The following is a 14839-nucleotide window of genomic DNA, read 5'->3' as shown; positions in this document are numbered from 1 at the left end:
ACGTGCTGACGTTACGCCGGGGCGTTCTTCCGGAAGCTCACCGGTGATGGCCGGGTCAAAGCTGTTACGAGAAGTCTAACAACTGTCACGGGGACGCAGTGCCTGCACCGCGTCCCCGTGCCGCCGCCGGTCCCGTCAGCCCTTGCGGATCAGCTTGTAGTTGGCGGCCTGCGCCACCGGGCGGATCACGATCTGGTCGAGGTTGACGTGGTGCGGTGCCGTGACGGCGTACCGGACGACGTCGGCGACGTCCGCGGCGGTCAGGGGCTTCTCGACGCCGGCGTACACTTTCGCGGCGGCGTCGGAGTTGCCGCCGAGGCGGTTCAGCGCGAACTCCTCCGTCTGGACCAGGCCGGGGGCCACCTCGATCACGCGGAGGTTGTGCTCGGCCTCTTCCAGGCGCAGCGCCCCGGTGAGCGCGTGCTGGGCGAACTTCGCCGCGTTGTAGCCGCCGCCGCCCTCGTAGGCGGACAGTCCCGCCGTCGAGGTCAGGTTCAGGACGGTGCCTTCACCGCAGGCGCGCAGCATGGGCAGGAACGCCCGGGTGAGTTTCATGGTGCCCAGAACGTTGACCTCGAACATCCATTCCCAGTCCTCGGTCTTGGCCTCGGCCACCTTGTCCGCGCCGCGGGCGCCGCCGGCGACGTTGATGAGTGTGTCGATGCCGCCGGCCCGCGTTACCTCGTCGACCAGCCGGGCGACGTCGGCGTCGTCCGTCACGTCGGCCGGCAGCGCGACGGCGCCGGTTTCCGCGGCGAGCGCCTCCAGCCGGTCCGCGCGGCGGGCGACCGCGTACACGGTCCAGCCCTCGGTCCGGAGCGCACGCACGGTGGCCTCGCCGATTCCGGTGCTGGCGCCGGTGACAACTGCTGCTTTGTTCTGGATTCCCTCAGTCATGGCACCACACTAACGGCTCTGCGGCGGGCCACTGCGCCTGCCCGGGGCGGACCGTGAAAGAATTGCTCCATGGCTGAAGACACGCAGGGTACAGACACGCCCACCACCGCCCCCATCAACGTTCCGGACAAGCCCGCCCTGGAGGGGCTGGAAGACGCCCTCACCCGGCGCTGGCTTGACGAAGGGACCTACAAGTTCAACCCGGACACCACCCGGGCGCAGGTCTACTCGATCGACACTCCCCCGCCCACGGCGTCGGGTTCGCTGCACGTGGGGCACATGTTCTCCTACACGCAGACGGACGTCCTGGCCCGCTACCAGCGTATGACCGGCAAGAACGTGTTCTACCCGATGGGCTGGGACGACAACGGCCTGCCCACCGAGCGCCGTGTGCAGAACTACTACGGTGTGCGCTGCGACCCCACCACCGCGTACGACGCCGGCTACCGGCCCCCGGCGGAGCCCGCCAAGAACCAGCGCGATTTCGACGTCGTCTCGCGCCGGAACTTCATCGAACTGTGCGAGGAACTCGCCGTCGAAGACGAAAAGGTCTTCGAGAACCTCTTCCAGACCCTCGGCCTGTCCGTGGACTGGGACCTGACCTACCGCACCATCGATGACAAGTCCCGCGCCATCTCCCAGCGCGCCTTCCTGGCCAACCTCGCCGCCGGCGACGCGTACATGGCCGAGGCTCCCACGCTGTGGGATGTCACCTTCCGCACCGCAGTGGCCCAGGCCGAGCTCGAGGACCGGGAAGTCGCGGGCGCCTACTACCGCTACCCGTTCTTCACCGAAGACGGCGACAAAATCTACATCGAGACCACCCGCCCCGAGCTGCTGGCCGCCTGCGCCGCGCTCGTGGCGAATCCCGACGACGAACGGTACCAGCCGCTGTTCGGCAAGAAGGTCACCTCCCCCCTGTTCGGCGTCGAGGTGGAGGTCAAGGCCCACCCGCTCGCGAAGGCGGACAAGGGCTCCGGCATCGCCATGGTCTGCACCTTCGGTGACCTCACCGACGTCACCTGGTGGCGGGAACTGCAGCTCCCCACCCGCGCGATTGTGGGCCGCGACGGCCGCATCATCGGCGACACCCCGGAGTGGGTCACCACCGCCGAAGGCCGCGAGGCCTTCGCTGCCATCGCCGGCAAGACGGTCTTCAGCGCCAAGGAAACGGTCGTGGAGCTCCTTACCGCCGCGGAGCTCCTCGACGGCGAGCCGAAGAAAATCATGCACCCGGTCAACTTCTTCGAAAAGGGCGATAAGCCCCTCGAGGTGGTGACCTCGCGCCAGTGGTACATCCGCAACGGCGGCCGGGACGCGGAACGCCGCGAACGGCTCATTGCCCGCGGCCACGAGATCGATTTCCACCCGGCATTCATGCGCTCACGCTACGAGAACTGGATCTCCGGGCTGAACGGCGACTGGCTCGTTTCGCGCCAGCGCTTCTTCGGCGTGCCGGTGCCCGTCTGGTACCCCCTGGACGCCGACGGCAACCCGGACTTCGCCGCTCCGATCGTCCCGTCCGACGCGCAGCTGCCGGTGGACCCGGCCGCCGACGCCGCCCCCGGCTATGAGGAAGCCCAGCGCGATGTGCCGGGCGGCTTCACCGGCGACGCCGATGTGCTGGACACCTGGGCAACTTCCTCGCTGACCCCGCAGATCGTGGGCGGCTGGAGCACCGACGAGGCGCTCTTCGCCAAGGTCTACCCCTTCGACGTGCGCCCGCAGGGCCACGACATCATCCGGACCTGGCTGTTCTCCTCCGCCGTGCGAGCTGACGCCTTGCAGGGCTCCGCGCCGTGGAAGCACGCGGCCATCTCCGGCTGGATCCTGGACCCGGACCGCAAGAAGATGTCCAAGTCCAAGGGCAATGTGATCGTCCCGACCGACGTGCTCGAGGAATACGGCTCGGACGCCGTCCGCTACTGGGCGGCCTCGGCCAAGCTCGGCGCGGACACGGCCTATGAGATCGCCCAGATGAAGATCGGCCGGCGGCTGGCCATCAAGCTGCTCAACGCCTCCAAGTTCGTGCTGAACCTGGGCGCCACCGAGGACTCTGTGGTGTCCTCGGACCTGTCCGTGCTCGGCAACCCCCTGGACCGGGCCGTGCTGTCCCAGCTGGCCGATGTGGTCCAGCAGGCCACGAAGGCGTTCGAGAACTACGATTACGCCCGGGCCCTGCAGATCACGGAGAGCTTCTTCTGGCACTTCACCGATGACTACGTGGAGCTCATCAAGGACCGCGCCTACGGTGCGGCGGGCGAGGCCGAGCAGGCGTCCGTCCTCGCGGCGCTGGCAACAAGCCTGGACACGCTGCTGCGACTGTTCGCCCCGTTCCTGCCCTTCGCCACGGAGGAGGTCTGGAGCTGGTGGCGCACCGGTTCAGTGCACCGCGCGGCCTGGCCGTCCGCGATCGAGATCGACGGCGACACTACCCTGCTGGCCACCGTGGGGACCGCGCTCAGCGGTATCCGCAAGGCCAAGTCCGAGGCCAAGGTCAAGCAGCGCACCGAGGTACTGTCCGCGACCATCACGGCCTCGGAGTCCCTCATTACGCAGCTGAAGGCCGGCCTGGCCGACCTCAAGGCTGCAGCCAACGCGCGCGAGCTCGCCCTGGTGGGCGGCGAGGGCGAACTGGCCGTGAGCGACGTCGTCCTGGCGCCGCCCGCGGAGGCGTAGCCGGGACAATCCTGCCCGCCCGTTTCCGGGCAAAGGGGAAGCCCCATCAGCGTTTTGCCGTTGGTGGGGCTTCGACTTTTCGATTGTCACGTGACGTCTTAGACAATCTGGCAGAATCCTCGGATTTCCAGGTCTTCCTACCTCGTCACTGGTAGCCATCATCTGACTTTGCCGAAGGCTGCGTCGGATGAGTGTCACTGAATCTTTGGTTTCTGCGTCCCGCTTCTTTCGAAGTGGGTAAGTTCTATTGTGATCCCCGGGTTTGGGATGCACAAGAGCCCCGGAAGAACTACATCAGAGTAATTCTACCGGGGCTCTTTGCAGGCCGGGCAGGTGCCCGGCGCGGTGTCTACGGGCCTAGTTGAAGACCGGGCTTTCGGTACGGCTGCGCTTGATTTCGAAGAAGTACGGGAACGACGCCAGGGTCACGGTGGCGTCCCAGATCTGTCCGGCTTCCTCGCCCCGCGGGATGCGGGTCAGGACCGGGCCAAAGAAGGCCGTTCCGTTGAAGGCGACGACCGGGGTGCCCACGTCCTGCCCGACCAGGGAGATGCCTGCCTCGTGGCTGGTGCGGAGCTGCGCATCGAATTCGTCGCTCTGGCCGGCCGCCGCAAGCTCGGCCGGCAGTCCTGCCTCGGCGAGCGATTTGGCGATGACCTCGTCGATGTCCTTGTTGCCTTCGTTGTGGATCTTGGTGCCCATGGAGTCATAGAGCGGCTTGATGTACTGCGCACCATGCTGTTCAGCGGCGGCAGTGATGACGCGAACGGGAGCCCACGCCTTCTTCATGAACTCCCGGTACTGCTCGGGGAGCTCCTCGCGGCCCTCATTCAGCACCGAGAGGCTCATGACGTGCCATTCAGTGCTGATGTCGCGGACTTCCTCCACCTCGTTGATCCACCGCGAGGTCACCCAGGCAAAGGGGCACATCGGATCAAACCAGAAGTCGGCTTTGTTGGTTGTTGCTGGAGTGTTCAGGGTTTCAGGCACAGGTGCTCTCCTAGGGGAAGTCTGCGGGGGGAACAGGTGCGCCGCTGGCTCAATGACCGGGCACGCCAAAGGTGTCAGCGGCCCGTGCGGCCTATTTATTCCGGTTCAGGCGGATTTGCGGCGCTTGACGTCGTGGGGGATCATCGTGGGCGCCGCCTTGTTCGCGACGACGTCTTCGGTGATGACCACGGTTGCGATATCGTCCCGGCTGGGCAGGTCGAACATCACGGGGAGGAGGACTTCCTCCATGATGGCGCGGAGACCGCGGGCGCCCGTGCCGCGTTCGAGTGCCTGGTCGGCGATGGTGTTCAGCGCCTCGTCCTCGAACACCAGCTCGACGCCGTCGAGCTGGAACATCTTCTGGTACTGCTTCACGAGGGCGTTCTTGGGCGTGGAGAGGATCTGGATGAGCGCGAACCGGTCCAGGTTGGAGACGGTGGTGATGACCGGGAGGCGGCCGATGAATTCGGGGATGAGCCCGAACTTCAGCAGGTCCTCGGGCATAACCTCGCCGTAGGAGTCCGCGTTGTTTTTGACCTCGTTGAGCGGGGCGCCGAACCCGATGCCCTTGCGCCCGGACCGCGAACCGATGATCTCTTCGAGTCCGGCGAAGGCGCCGGCCACGATGAAGAGCACGTTGGTGGTGTCGATCTGGATGAATTCCTGATGCGGGTGCTTGCGGCCGCCCTGCGGCGGCACCGAGGCGACGGTGCCTTCCAGGATCTTGAGCAGGGCCTGCTGGACTCCCTCGCCCGAGACATCCCGGGTAATGGAGGGGTTCTCGCTCTTGCGCGAGATCTTGTCGATCTCATCGATGTAGATGATGCCCTGTTCGGCCTTTTTGACGTCGTAGTCGGCGGCCTGGATGAGCTTGAGCAGGATGTTCTCGACGTCCTCGCCGACGTAGCCGGCTTCGGTCAGTGCGGTGGCGTCGGCGACGGCGAAGGGGACGTTGAGGCGGCGGGCCAAGGTCTGCGCGAGGTACGTCTTGCCGCAGCCGGTGGGGCCAATCAGCAGGATGTTGGACTTGGCGATCTCGACGTCGTCGTGGTGCACGCCCTCGGCCAGGCTGCCGCTCTTGGGGGCGTGGCCGGCCTGGATGCGCTTGTAGTGGTTGTACACGGCGACGGCGAGCGAGCGTTTGGCCGGCTCCTGGCCGATGACGTACTCCTGCAGGAAGTCAAAAATCTCGCGGGGCTTGGGCAGTTCGAAACTGCCCAGGTCAGCGACTTCCGCGAGTTCTTCTTCAATGATCTCGTTGCAGAGTTCAATGCACTCGTCGCAGATGTAGACGCCGGGCCCGGCAATGAGCTTCCGAACCTGCTTCTGGCTCTTTCCGCAGAAAGAACACTTCAGCAGATCCGTGCTCTCGCCAATCCGAGCCATATGTGAACCCCTTTAGTATCTTGCTGCGGCCTGTGACATGTTCCACTCTAGGTCACTTTAGGCGTGTTGGGTGGAAAGCCAACACCGGTGCGGCCACTTAAGGCGGGCCGCACCGGCGTCGGGAACTTCTTGTTACGTACTTGTTGCGCTACTTGGCAATGGCCTGCGGCTTGATCTTGCGGGAATCAAGCACCTGGTCGATCAGGCCGTACTGCATGGCCTCGGCCGCGGTAAGAATCTTGTCGCGCTCGATGTCATTGTTGACCTGCTCCGGCGTCCGGCCGGAGTGCTTGGCCAGCGTGTCTTCGAGCCATGAACGCATCCGCATGACCTCGGCGGCCTGGATTTCCAGGTCCGAGGCCTGCCCGCCCTGGCCTCCGGACAGGGAGGGCTGGTGGATCAGCACGCGGGCGTTCGGCAGGGCCAGGCGCTTGCCGGGCGTGCCGGCCGCGAGGAGCACGGCGGCGGCACTGGCGGCCTGGCCGAGGCAGACGGTCTGGATCTCCGGGCGGATGTACGTCATGGTGTCGTAGATCGCCGTCATGGCGGTGAAGGAGCCGCCCGGGGAGTTGATGTAGAGCGTGATGTCGCGGTCCGGGTCGGTGGACTCGAGCACCAGCAGCTGGGCCATGACGTCGTCGGCCGATGCGTCGTCCACCTGGACGCCGAGGAAGATGATGCGGTCCTCGAACAGCTTGGTGTACGGGTCCTGGCGCTTGAAGCCGTAGGGGGTGCGCTCCTCGAACTGCGGCAGCACGTAGCGGCTGCTCGGCAGGTTGCCGGCAGTCGAACCGAAGTTATAGTTCATGTTCATTGCTCCTGAATTCATTGCTGTGCCGGTCAGTTCTCGGTGGCTGCGTCGGCGGCCGCGTTGCCGCCGTTGGCGTTGGTTCCGCCGCCGCCGGCGACCGATCCCGCGTGGGCAGCGATCTTGTCGAAGAAGCCGTACTCAAGGGCTTCCTTGGCCGTGAACCACTTGTCGCGGTCGTTGTCCTTGAGGATGGTGTCCACCGTCTGCCCGGTCTGGTCGGCCGTCAGTTCGGCCATGACCTTCTTCATGTGCAGGATGAGCTCGGCCTGGATCTTGATGTCCGAGGCCGTGCCGCCGATGCCGCCCGAGGGCTGGTGCATCAGGATGCGGGCGTTCGGGGTGGCGTAACGCTTGCCCTTGGTGCCGGACGAGAGCAGGAACTGTCCCATCGAGGCGGCGAGGCCGGTGGCGACGGTGACGACGTCGTTCGGGATGAACTGCATCGTGTCGTAGATGGCCATGCCGGCGGTGACGGAGCCGCCCGGTGAGTTGATGTAGAGGTAGATATCCTTCTCGGGGTTCTCGGCCGAGAGCAGCAGCAGCTGCGAGCAGATCGCGTTGGCGTTTTCGTCGCGGACCTCGGAGCCGAGCCAGATGATGCGCTCTTTCAGCAGGCGGTTGTAAATGTAGTTATCCTGGGCGGCCGGATCGACAGTAGCCATCCGGGGTGCCCCTGCTTGCTGTGACATATGTACTTACCTCTCGCTGGCGACGGTGACGCCACTGGACGACATCACTGAACTTTCCTACATGGACACTAACGGTTTTCCCGCCCGCTTTGTGCTCAGGCACGGGGCTGTTCGCTGACGGCGCACGATTGCCCGGGAGGGTTCATCGCGGGCTTAAAAAGCCGCACCCCCGGATCATGGATCCGGGGGTGCGGGCAGGAACCGCGGGAACAGGAAGTGTTAGAACTTCACTGCTGCCGGGTCATCGTTCTTTGCGGTGGCTGCTTCTTCGGAAGCCGCTTCCTCGGAGGCGACTTCCTCGACGTCGGCCTCGGCACCTGCCTCAGCGGGAGCTTCCTCGCCGCCGGGGCGGACGAACTCGCTGAGGTCAACCGTGTTGCCCTCGGAGTCGGTGACCTCGGCCTGGCCCAGGACCACGGCCAGCGCCTTGCGGCGGCGGACCTCGGAAACCATCATGGGAACCTGGCCGCTCTGATCGATGATCTGGGCGAACTGGTTCGGGTCCATGCCGTACTGGCTGGCGGTGGTGACGATGTAGTCGATCAGCTCGTTCTGGCTGACATTGACTTCTTCCTTTTCCGCGATGGCGTCAAGGATGATCTCGTTCTGGAAGGCACGCTCGGTGTTGGCCTTGACCTCGGCGCGGTGCTCCTCGGTGTCGTGCTCGCCTTCGCCGTGGGCGTTCTCGGCGTTGAAGTGCTGCTCCAGCTGCTCTTCGACGACGGATTCCGGCACGGGAACCTCTACGAGCTCAACGAGCTTGTCGAGGACCTTGTCGCGGGCTTCGACGCCCTGCTCAACAACCTTGGATTCTGCAGCCTGCTTGGCGAGGTCCTCGCGGAGTTCAGCCAGCGTGTCGAACTCGGAGGCCAGCTGGGCGAAGTCATCGTCGGCCTCGGGGAGCTCGCGCTCCTTGACGGACTTGACGACGACCTTGACCTGCGCGGACTCGCCGGCGTGCTCGCCGCCCACGAGGGTGGTGTCGAAGATGGCGTCCTCGTCGGCGCTGAGGCCGGTGACGGCCTCGTCGAGGCCCTCGAGCATGGTGCCGGCGCCGACCTGGTAGGACAGGCCCGTGGCGGAATCAACTTCGGCGCCATCGATGGAAGCGGTGATGTCGATGGTCAGGAAGTCTTTGTCGGCCGCCGGGCGGTCGATGGACTTCAGCGTGCCGAAGCGGCCGCGGAGTTCGTCCAGGGCCTTGTCGACGTCGGCGTCGGTGGACTCAGCGGCGGCGACCTCTACCTTGATGCCGGCGTAGTCGGGCAGCTCGATCTCGGGGCGCACGTCAACCTCGGCGTGGAACTTGAGTTCACCGTCGGTGGCGGACGGGTCCGGAACCTCGGTGATTTCGACCTCGGGACGGCTCAGCGGGCGGATGCCGGTTTCCTGGACAGCCGCCTGGTACCAGCCGTTGAGGCCTTCGTTGATGGCCGTCTCCAGCACGTAGCCGCGGCCAACGCGCTGGTCAATGAGCTTGGAGGGGACCTTGCCCTTGCGGAAACCGGGGACCTGGATCTGCGAAGCAACAGTCTTGTATGCCTCTGCGATGCTGGGCTTCAATTCCTCAAAGGGGACCTCAACATTGAGCTTGACCCGCGTGGGGGTGAGGTTCTCGACAGCGCTCTTCACAGTCTAAGTACTCCTGGTTTTAGGGGGTGGGGTTCTGCACCGCCAAGGTCTGGCGGTACCTGCAGAGTCGGGGTGACAGGATTTGAACCTGCGACTTCCTGCTCCCAAAGCAGGTGCTCTAGCCAAGCTGAGCTACACCCCGTAAGTGCACAGAACAGTCTACGGTCATATTGTGCCGGTTTGCACATTTGACAGCGGGGCCCTGAATTGGGTTTAGTTGTATCCGGCTTCAACAGCCGCCCGGAAGTTTCGCAGGAAAGTTCCTGCAAATTCCCGGGGACGTAGCTTAATGGTAAAGCCTCAGTCTTCCAAACTGATTACGCGGGTTCGATTCCCGTCGTCCCCTCAGAAATATGACGAAAAAAGCCCCTCCGCGGAGGGGCTTTTTTCGTGTCCAAGCCATTCACTGCTCCATAACTGCCCTTCTGGCGGGTCAGAAGGGCAGTTATGGAGCACTCGACGCGGCTGGCCCCACGGACAGGCTCACGGCGCCTGGCAGGCCGGGCACCAGTAGAGCTTGCGGGCGCCGAGTTCGGTCAGGGCCACCGGGGTTCCGCAGTCACGGCAGTCGAGGCCGTGCCGGCGGTAAACGAAGTGTGACTGCTCCGGAACGGGCAAAGATGCGGGCAGGCCACCCGGAGATGCGCCGCCGGACGCATCCCCGCCTACCCCGCTCCAGTAGCGCGGGGGTGTGGTGATGATCCGGCCGTCGCGGACGCCGTCGGACATCATGCCTACGGTGTCGTCCCAGAGCCGCCGCGCCGTGTCCGCGGGGAGCCCGGCTCCGGGCAGCCACGGGTGCAGGCCCTGCCGGAAGAGCAGCTCGGCACGGTAGACATTGCCGATCCCGGCTATCACTTTCTGGTCCATCAGCAAGGCAGCGAGCGGCGTCCGCCTGGCCAGGATCGCGGCGGCAAAGGCGTCCCGGTCGCCGGGAAGGTTCCGCAGCGGATCGGGGCCGAGCCTTGCCAGCACGGCGGCCGCCTCGGCCTCCGTGATCGCCGCGCACGTGGTGGCGCCCCGGAGGTCGGCCCAGCCGTGGGTGCCGGCGAGCCGGACGCGGACGGCGCCGACCGGAGCGGGCGGGCCCGCGTACGCTGCCGGCCCGCCGCCGTCGTCGTAGAGCTCCCGCTCCCCCACCTTGCGGGGCGCGCCGATACTGGACGCGCCGCGGAAGTGGTCGTCGCCGCCGAAGTCCCAAGCGCCGTAGAGCCCCAGATGGACGTGCAGGATGAGCCCGTGCTCGAACTCCAGGAAGAGGTGCTTCCCGTGCGCCACGGAGCCGGTGAGCGTGTGGCCGTCCAGCAGCGCCGCGCCCTGGGTGAACCGGCCCTGCGGACAGGAGACCGCGAGCCGCTCCCCGACAAAAACGTCCCCGAACTGGCGGGCCAGCCGGTGGACGGAATGCCCTTCCGGCACTAGTCGACGACCTCGCCGGTGCGCTCGTAGGTGGCGATCTTGCCAATGCGGCGGACGTGGCGCTCGTCGTTGCTGAAGGGTTCGGCCAGGAAGGCCTCGATGATGTCGGTGGCTTCCGCGACGCTGTGCTGGCGGCCGCCGACGGCCACCACATTGGCATCGTTGTGCTCACGCGCCAGCTTCGCGGTGGAGAGGTTCCAGGCCAGCGCGGCGCGGACTCCCTTGACCTTGTTGGCGGCAATCTGCTCGCCGTTGCCGGAGCCGCCCAGCACGATGCCGAGGGCGCTGGTGCCGGCTTCCTGGTCCGCCACAACAGCGAGGGCGGCGTTGATGCAGAAGGAGGGGTAGTCATCCAGCGCGTCGTAGGCCTTGGGTCCGTGGTCGACTACCTCGTAGCCCTGGGCGGTGAGGTGGCTGACGAGGTGGGCGCTGAGTTCCATGCCGGCGTGGTCGGTGGCGATGTGCACGCGCGGGAGGTCGGAGGGAGTCACGGCGAATCCGTTCAATCGGGCAGGCCCGTGCGGTCACGTGGGCTGCTGGTGCGGGTTGGGGGCTGCTTCCAGCCTACTAGGGCCCGGGCCGGCAGGGAGGGCCGCCGGCGTCACAAATCTGTGGAGCCGCCGGTCCGGCGGGCCCGTGCTGCCACCCGCGAGAGCACCTGCGCCACGTTGTCCGCCGTCGTGGCACTGCCGCCGCTGACGGTCAGGGTCCGCCCGTCGGAGCGGTCGACGACGACGGCGGGCCCGCTGCTGACCAGCAGGGCCGTCGCCGTGCCGCGGCTCCGGTAGCCCCAGCCGCCATAGTCAGCCGCTTTGACCTCTTTCGGCGTCGCCGCCTCAATGGCAGCGGCCGGCACGTCCATCACCCTGACGAAGCCCGCGGCGAAGACCCGCAGGCCGCTCCGGTCCACCCTGATCCGGGCGAACAGGCACGCGGCAGCCAGCAGGGCCAGGGCGAACAGCAGGGCGGCCAGCCAGGGCACGGCGATCGTGAGGAGGGCGGCAGGAAGCACGGTGGCGATTCCGAGCATCACAAAGACCGAGCTGCGGGCGTGGACCCACAGGCTCACGTGATCACGGGCCAGGTCCGGATCCAGTTCGCGGGCCAGCGCCGCTTCCATGGCGCGGTCGTCATCCGTGGACCAGCGCTCGTCGGCTTTGAAGACGAAGCCCATCACGAATCCCAGGCCCACGGCGGCGCCGCTGCCCATGGCGAGCACGGCGACGTCCACCTGCGCCTGGTCTGCCTCTTCCAGCCCAAGTTGCCCGACCAACACGGCGGCGAGGACTGTGACGATGAAGAGGCTCACGAACAGGCCGGTACCCATCATGATCCGGCGCATAATGGCCGGGCGGGACAGCGGGACGGCCTGGACCAGCACCGCCCAGCCGATCAGCACAATCATGACCGCACCGGCCCCGACGACGGCCCCGAAGGGCGCGAAGTCCACGGCGGTTCCCCCGGCCCAGCGCACCGCCAGCGGCTCGGGCAGATCCGGGCGGACGAGGAAAGCGCACACCACAAACGCGGCTGCGAGCATCAGGGGGAACCCCACAGCGAAACGCAGCGCCCTGGCATCGACGGAGTCTCGAAGCTTTCCCATATCCCTAACGCTACTCCCGGCGATTCCGCGTTCGGTAACCGGGTGTGACGCAGGCAACTTGCCAAGAGCCGCAGAAGTGAAAGAATGATTTCACAGTATCGAGTTCCCACCCCTAAGCATCCCTGGAGGCCCCACTTTGCCCGGAATGAACCTGACGCGCGCCGAGGCACGCGACCGCGCCGAACTGATCGCCGTCGACTCCTACGAGGTCGAACTCGACCTGACCCGCGGGGAGAAAGTCTTCGGCACCACCACCGCCGTGAAGTTTACGGCCAAGCCGGGGTCCTCGACCTTCATCGACGCGGTCACCGACGCCGTGCAGAGCGTGACCCTGAACGGCCGCGAACTCGACCCGGCCGAGGTCTCCGACGGCGTCCGTATCCAGCTGCCGGATCTCGCGGCGGACAACGAACTGCTGGTGGTCGCCGAAGCCCCGTACATGAACACGGGCGAAGGGCTGCACCGCTTCGTGGACCCGGTGGACCACGAGGTGTACCTCTACACCCAGTTCGAGGTTCCGGATTCCCGCCGGATGTTCGCCGTGTTTGAACAGCCCGACCTCAAGGCCAGCTTCACGTTCACAGTCATCGCCCCCTCACACTGGGATGTCATCTCCAACTCCCCCACCCCGCCGCCGGTGGAGACCATCCCCGGCACGGACGGCGGCGCCCGCTCCGTCTGGGAATTCACCCCCACACCGCGGCTCTCCTCCTACGTCACGGCCCTGATCGCCGGGCCGTACCAGTCAGTCCGCAGCGAAGTGGTCTCCGCCGACGGCAAGGTCACACCGCTGGGCGTCTTCGCCCGCAAATCGCTGATGCAGTACCTGGACGCGGACAACATCTTCGAGCTCACCCGCCAGGGCTTCGAGTTCTTCGAGGCACAGTTCGGCTGCCCGTACCCGTTCGAGAAGTACGACCAGCTCTTCGTCCCGGAGTTCAACGCCGGGGCCATGGAGAACGCCGGCGCCGTCACCATCCTGGAAGGCTACGTCTTCCGCAGCAAGGTCACAGACGCCCAGGTGGAACGCCGTGCCATTACCGTGCTCCACGAACTCGCCCACATGTGGTTCGGGGACCTCGTGACGATGCGCTGGTGGAACGACCTCTGGCTCAATGAGTCCTTCGCCGAGTACATGTCCCACCTGGCCGCCGTGGAAAACACCCGGTTCGACCACGCCTGGACCACCTTCGCCTCGGTGGAGAAGTCCTGGGCCTACCGGCAGGACCAGCTCCCCACAACACACCCGATCTTCGCCGAGATCAACGACCTGGAGGACGTTGAGGTCAACTTCGACGGCATCACTTACGCCAAGGGCGCCTCGGTCCTGCGCCAGCTGGTCGCCTGGGTGGGTCCGGAGGAGTTTATGGCCGGCGTCCGCGAGTACTTCAGCAAGCATGCCTGGCAGAACACCGAGCTCAGCGACCTCATGGCCGAGCTCGAAAAGTCCAGCGGCCGCGACCTGGACCAGTGGGGCCGGCTCTGGCTGGAGACCGCCGGGGTCAACACGCTCAAGCCCGAGCTGTCCGTCGGCGGGGACGGCACCATCTCCTCCTTCGCGATCCTGCAGTCCGCCACCGAGGCCCAGCCCACCCTGCGCCCGCACCGGCTCGCCGTCGGCTTCTACAACCTCAACGGCGCCGGGAAGCTGGAACGCGTCCACCGCGAGGAACTCGACGTCGATGGCGCGCGCACCGAGGTGCCGGCGCTGGCCGGACTGGCCCAGCCGGACCTGATCCTGCTCAACGACGACGATCTCGCCTACGCCAAGGTCCGGCTCGACCCGAAGTCGCTGGCCACCGCCACGGCTCACCTCAAGGACTTCAGCCAGAGCCTCCCCCGCACCCTCGTGTGGGGCTCGGCCTGGGATGCGGCCCGCGACGGCGAAACCCCCGCCCGCGGCTACGTGGAACTGATCCTGGCCAACATCGCCGAGGAATCCGATTCGTCGGTGATCCTGGTCCAGCTGCGCCAGCTGGCCACCGCGCTGAACTTCTATGTGGCCGCGGAACACAAGGAAGCCACCGCAATCGCGGCCGCCGACCGGCTCTGGGAGCTCGCCTCGGGCGTCCCGGCCGGCTCCGACGCGCAACTGCAGTTCGTCAAGTCCTATGCCCTGCTGGCCCGCAGCGCGTCCCAGCTGGACACCGTGTCCGGGCTGCTGGAGGGCAGCCTGACACTGGAAGGCCTCACCGTGGACCAGGACCTGCGCTGGGAACTGATCACCTCCCTCGTTGTCGGCGGCCGGGCCGGGCAGGACGCGATCGAGGCCGAACTCGAGCACGACAACACCGCCACCGGGCAGAACGCGGCGGCCCTCGCCACGGCGGCCATTCCGACACCCGAGGCCAAGGCCGCGGCCTGGGACTCGATTGTGGTCAAGGGCGAGCTGTCCAACGCTCTCCAGGGCTCGGCCGTCAGCGGCTTCACCCGGGTGCTCGACACGTCCCTGCTGGAGCCCTACGCCGGGAAGTACTTCGACGCCGTCCCGGGCATCGTCAAGGAGCGCACGCACGCGCTGGCGCAGCAGATCGTCGTCGGGCTCTACCCGGCGCAGCTGACCACGCAGGCCACCGTCGACCGGACCGATGAGTTCCTTGCCGCGCTGCCGGAGGACAGCGCCGCCCTGCGGCGGATGATGCTGGAGAACCGCGACGGCGTGGCGCGCGCCTTGCGCGCCCGCCAGGCCGACGCCGGGTAGGCATCCGCCCCCGCGACCCCGGAACCCCGGCG

General features: G+C 66.5%; 11 protein-coding genes and 2 tRNA genes. 3 read left to right on the top strand and 10 right to left on the bottom strand.

Annotation, left to right across the window (positions count from 1 at the left end):
- Positions 1–135 precede the first annotated feature (135 nt).
- Entirely contained in the window at positions 136–897 is a 762-nt protein-coding gene (locus AC6EUH_RS14850; protein WP_499739134.1) for an SDR family oxidoreductase, read from the bottom strand.
- A 69-nt stretch (positions 898–966) separates the two neighbouring features.
- Between AC6EUH_RS14850 and valS the strand changes: the two genes are divergently transcribed.
- Complete coding sequence (valS, locus tag AC6EUH_RS14845; protein ID WP_499739133.1) at positions 967–3576, top strand: valine--tRNA ligase; 2610 nt, start codon at positions 967–969, stop codon at positions 3574–3576.
- 357 nt (positions 3577–3933) lie between these two features.
- Here the strand turns inward: valS and AC6EUH_RS14840 are convergent, their stop codons facing one another.
- The 6 genes from AC6EUH_RS14840 to AC6EUH_RS14815 all read right to left on the bottom strand — a co-directional run bounded on the left by AC6EUH_RS14840 (position 3934) and on the right by AC6EUH_RS14815 (position 9226).
- Positions 3934–4566 carry a mycothiol-dependent nitroreductase Rv2466c family protein gene (locus AC6EUH_RS14840; RefSeq protein WP_499739132.1) on the bottom strand — a complete coding sequence of 211 codons (633 nt, stop codon included), beginning with the start codon at positions 4564–4566 and terminating at the stop codon, positions 3934–3936.
- A 105-nt stretch (positions 4567–4671) separates the two neighbouring features.
- A complete protein-coding gene (clpX, locus tag AC6EUH_RS14835) occupies positions 4672–5952 on the bottom strand; it encodes an ATP-dependent Clp protease ATP-binding subunit ClpX (RefSeq protein ID WP_499739131.1) in 1281 nt (426 codons plus the stop codon).
- Positions 5953–6100: 148 nt separating this feature from the next.
- On the bottom strand, positions 6101–6760 hold the full coding sequence (locus tag AC6EUH_RS14830; protein WP_056430069.1) for an ATP-dependent Clp protease proteolytic subunit: 660 nt from the start codon (positions 6758–6760) through the stop codon (positions 6101–6103).
- A gap of 32 nt (positions 6761–6792) precedes the next feature.
- Complete coding sequence (locus AC6EUH_RS14825) at positions 6793–7425, bottom strand: ATP-dependent Clp protease proteolytic subunit (protein ID WP_056429831.1); 633 nt, start codon at positions 7423–7425, stop codon at positions 6793–6795.
- Between the two features lie 246 nt (positions 7426–7671).
- A complete protein-coding gene (tig, locus tag AC6EUH_RS14820) occupies positions 7672–9084 on the bottom strand; it encodes a trigger factor (protein WP_499739130.1) in 1413 nt (470 codons plus the stop codon).
- 67 nt (positions 9085–9151) lie between these two features.
- Positions 9152–9226 (bottom strand) — tRNA-Pro (locus AC6EUH_RS14815).
- Between the two features lie 133 nt (positions 9227–9359).
- Between AC6EUH_RS14815 and AC6EUH_RS14810 the strand changes: the two genes are divergently transcribed.
- Positions 9360–9430 (top strand) — tRNA-Gly (locus AC6EUH_RS14810).
- 137 nt (positions 9431–9567) lie between these two features.
- On the opposite strand, the gene AC6EUH_RS14805 is transcribed toward AC6EUH_RS14810, so the two are convergent.
- The 3 genes from AC6EUH_RS14805 to AC6EUH_RS14795 all read right to left on the bottom strand — a co-directional run bounded on the left by AC6EUH_RS14805 (position 9568) and on the right by AC6EUH_RS14795 (position 12106).
- Positions 9568–10503 (bottom strand): Fpg/Nei family DNA glycosylase, encoded by a 936-nt coding sequence (locus AC6EUH_RS14805; RefSeq protein ID WP_499739129.1) that lies wholly within the window; start codon positions 10501–10503, stop codon positions 9568–9570.
- Positions 10503–10994: a ribose-5-phosphate isomerase gene (locus tag AC6EUH_RS14800; protein WP_082492687.1), complete on the bottom strand. Its 492-nt coding sequence runs from the start codon at positions 10992–10994 to the stop codon at positions 10503–10505. The genes AC6EUH_RS14805 and AC6EUH_RS14800 overlap by 1 nt, the downstream gene beginning before the upstream one ends.
- A gap of 110 nt (positions 10995–11104) precedes the next feature.
- Positions 11105–12106: a hypothetical protein gene (locus AC6EUH_RS14795; protein WP_499739128.1), complete on the bottom strand. Its 1002-nt coding sequence runs from the start codon at positions 12104–12106 to the stop codon at positions 11105–11107.
- Positions 12107–12251: 145 nt separating this feature from the next.
- On the opposite strand from AC6EUH_RS14795, the gene pepN reads away from it, so the two are divergent.
- Positions 12252–14807: an aminopeptidase N gene (gene pepN / locus AC6EUH_RS14790; RefSeq protein WP_499739127.1), complete on the top strand. Its 2556-nt coding sequence runs from the start codon at positions 12252–12254 to the stop codon at positions 14805–14807.
- The last annotated feature ends 32 nt before the right edge of the window (positions 14808–14839 follow it).

The sequence above is a fragment of the Arthrobacter sp. 001422645 genome (assembly GCF_059816125.1).
This window is presented reverse-complemented; position numbering and strand designations above follow the sequence as displayed.

Bases quoted from the DNA above. Each gene is read 5' to 3' on its own strand.
- AC6EUH_RS14825 (WP_056429831.1), bottom strand. From the start codon at position 7,425: ATGGCTACTGTCGATCCGGCCGCCCAGGATAACTACATTTACAACCGC.
- AC6EUH_RS14850 (WP_499739134.1), bottom strand. From the start codon at position 897: ATGACTGAGGGAATCCAGAACAAAGCAGCAGTTGTCACCGGCGCCAGC.
- AC6EUH_RS14830 (WP_056430069.1), bottom strand. From the start codon at position 6,760: ATGAACTATAACTTCGGTTCGACTGCCGGCAACCTGCCGAGCAGCCGC.
- AC6EUH_RS14795 (WP_499739128.1), bottom strand. From the start codon at position 12,106: ATGGGAAAGCTTCGAGACTCCGTCGATGCCAGGGCGCTGCGTTTCGCT.
- clpX (WP_499739131.1), bottom strand. From the start codon at position 5,952: ATGGCTCGGATTGGCGAGAGCACGGATCTGCTGAAGTGTTCTTTCTGC.
- valS (WP_499739133.1), top strand. From the start codon at position 967: ATGGCTGAAGACACGCAGGGTACAGACACGCCCACCACCGCCCCCATC.
- pepN (WP_499739127.1), top strand. From the start codon at position 12,252: ATGAACCTGACGCGCGCCGAGGCACGCGACCGCGCCGAACTGATCGCC.